The sequence below is a fragment of the Ligaoa zhengdingensis genome (assembly GCF_014384885.1).
Lineage (GTDB): Bacteria > Bacillota > Clostridia > Oscillospirales > Ruminococcaceae > Ligaoa > Ligaoa zhengdingensis.
In genome coordinates this window covers 1-2,165 of sequence record NZ_JACRST010000067.1, presented here as the reverse complement: position 1 = coordinate 2,165, position 2,165 = coordinate 1, and the positions used below count along the sequence as shown (strand labels likewise).

Genomic DNA, 2,165 nt, shown 5'->3' with positions numbered 1-2,165 from the left:
CCCTTGGTGAGCTGGCTTTGCAGCATACCGGAATACTCGGAGCGGATGTCGTTGAAGGCGTCCTCCTGTGCCGGAATGTTGATGCGCTTGCGGAACTCATTGAGGCTTGCCTTCTGATTAATGAAGGAGAGCTGGACGAAGATCGAGCTGTCGAAGTAGTTCAGAAAGTCGCACCAGTTCTCAAAGATGGCGGTTTTGTCCTCGTTCTGCGCAAGCTGGTAGTTGATGTCCTCAAAGGCGATGGACTTCGTGTAGAGGCGGCTGTTTACCTTGCAGATACCGTCGCGGCACATCTCCACATAGGGAATGGTCTGCTGGGCGGACTTGCGGACTTTCTTTGCCTTCCTGTCCTTTTTCTTTTGCATGACGATTCGCTTTTTTTCCTGAGCGGAAAGGGCGTCGCCGTAAACGACGCCGTTCTTGACCGTCATCTTAGGCTTTGCCTTTGCTGTGCTGTTGTTCAAGCTGCAATTCCTCCTGTTCTTTGATTTTCTGCTGAATCTCAGCGTAGAGATTGTTCGTGCGGTAGGGACGCACCTTGTCCCGGATGAACATGGACTGTACGATGTGGTACAGATACCTTTCGGCGGGCTGTCCGTCCTTCTCGTAAAGCGCGAAGAAGATGAACGGGAGCATGATAACCACCATCAGCATTGCCGCCGTAGACAAGTCGAGATGCGCCTTCGCCAGAAAGAAGATCGGAACGCCGACTGCCGCAGCGATGGAAAAACAAATGAGCTGCCGCTTGGTCAGGTTGAACATGACCTTCGTTTTGACGCGGTTAAGATCCTTCGGGACCGGAACAAATGCCATTGTCTGTTTCCTCCTTTCCGAGAGTAATGCTGCATTCGACCTCGTTGCCCCAAACGTCCCAGCCTTCGGGGGACTGACGGGCAAAAAGCTCCACGCGGGGGAGGTCTCCCATGAGCCGAACAATGCGCTCCCGCGCCTCATCCGGCTTTTTGGAATGCTCTTCGATGTGGCTGAGGATGACCTGACGCACACCGGCGTCAACTCGCTTCGGGTGCCCCTTTGTGGCAAGGATGCAGATTTCCGCGTTTGCCCTTGTCCAATACCCCATGCCGGTGAAGAGGTCATCGTTCTTGCGGTTTTGCTTCACCCATACAAAAGCCACAGTCTTATAAGAAAAGCCCCATGCCGTCAGCACTTCGAGTGCTTCACAGAGGCACGGGAACGTGATCCAGAGGAACAGAGCGCAGTCCTTGGCGGCAAGCTCACCGACCGGAAGTGCCTTGATGTCTTCAATACACATTGTCGGGTAGTGGCTTTCTGCCGACCGTCCCTGTCCCTTCTTGGAGTAAGTCCGATACGCCCAAGGGGGATCGGCGTAGATGATGCTGTACTTCTTCATGCTGCCGACCTCCTTAGTGCGCATGGAAAATGGATTTTGCAAGGCTTCCGGTCTTGAACAGCGAGAAGCACAGAATGACCGTGTACGCTGCCACAGAGAACAGAGCCGAATGAATGTTGTCTGCGATGATCATGCCGTTGATCAACACTGCATAGATGCCGACGCAGACCATGATGAGAAAGCCCTGAAATGCCAGAGCGAACAGACCCTTGAGATAGTTCGTGCCGATGCTGCCCCATTCGCGGTTGCTCATGGTTGCGATGGGAATAGGCGCAATGCTCACGGTGCAGTAAATCTCAATCATGCGCCCGTGGAGAATGACCGTAATGAGGATCGCCATGATTTTGAGGCACAGGCTGATCAGAAGCGTTTCTATTGACAGTCCGAGCAGTTCTCCGACGCCCATGTTCTCCATGCCGGTACGCATCTGCGCAATCGTCGCGTCAATGTCAATGCTGGTGTTGCCGTGGATGACTCCGGCTGCACCGGAAACCACGTTCTGCCCGATGTCGAATACTGCCATCACGATGTCAAACGTGTGTGTCACGAGATAGATCGCCACAGCCGCCTTGAAAAACCACTTGAAGAACATCCAAGTGTCCATGTCATGAAGGTTGTTTTTCTCGGTGATCATGGAAATCAGCTCGTAGCACAAAACGAAAGTGATGATGATACCAGCGATGGGGACTATCACGTTTTCGGATAGTCCCCGGATCATCTGGTACACGCCGCCGTTCCAGCCGGACGGTGTTTGCCCAACTTCGGCGGCAATCGTTCCTACCTTCTCGTTGAC

At 53.4% G+C, this 2,165-nt stretch carries 3 protein-coding genes and 1 pseudogene; all 4 read right to left on the bottom strand.

What is annotated here, in order from left to right; all coding sequences use genetic code 11:
- Positions 1 to 431 (bottom strand): annotated as a pseudogene (locus H8711_RS14485) (VirB4-like conjugal transfer ATPase, CD1110 family); the annotation flags it as partial.
- A 1-nt stretch (position 432) separates the two neighbouring features.
- Entirely contained in the window at positions 433 to 813 is a 381-nt protein-coding gene (locus H8711_RS14480; protein ID WP_249283869.1) for a PrgI family protein, read from the bottom strand.
- Positions 782 to 1,396: an MT-A70 family methyltransferase gene (locus H8711_RS14475; RefSeq protein ID WP_430413582.1), complete on the bottom strand. Its 615-nt coding sequence runs from the start codon at positions 1,394 to 1,396 to the stop codon at positions 782 to 784. The genes H8711_RS14480 and H8711_RS14475 overlap by 32 nt, the downstream gene beginning before the upstream one ends.
- The coding region (locus H8711_RS14470) for a VirB6/TrbL-like conjugal transfer protein, CD1112 family (RefSeq protein ID WP_249283867.1) at positions 1,386 to 2,165 on the bottom strand (780 nt) is incomplete at its 5' end. The genes H8711_RS14470 and H8711_RS14475, both read right to left, overlap by 11 nt.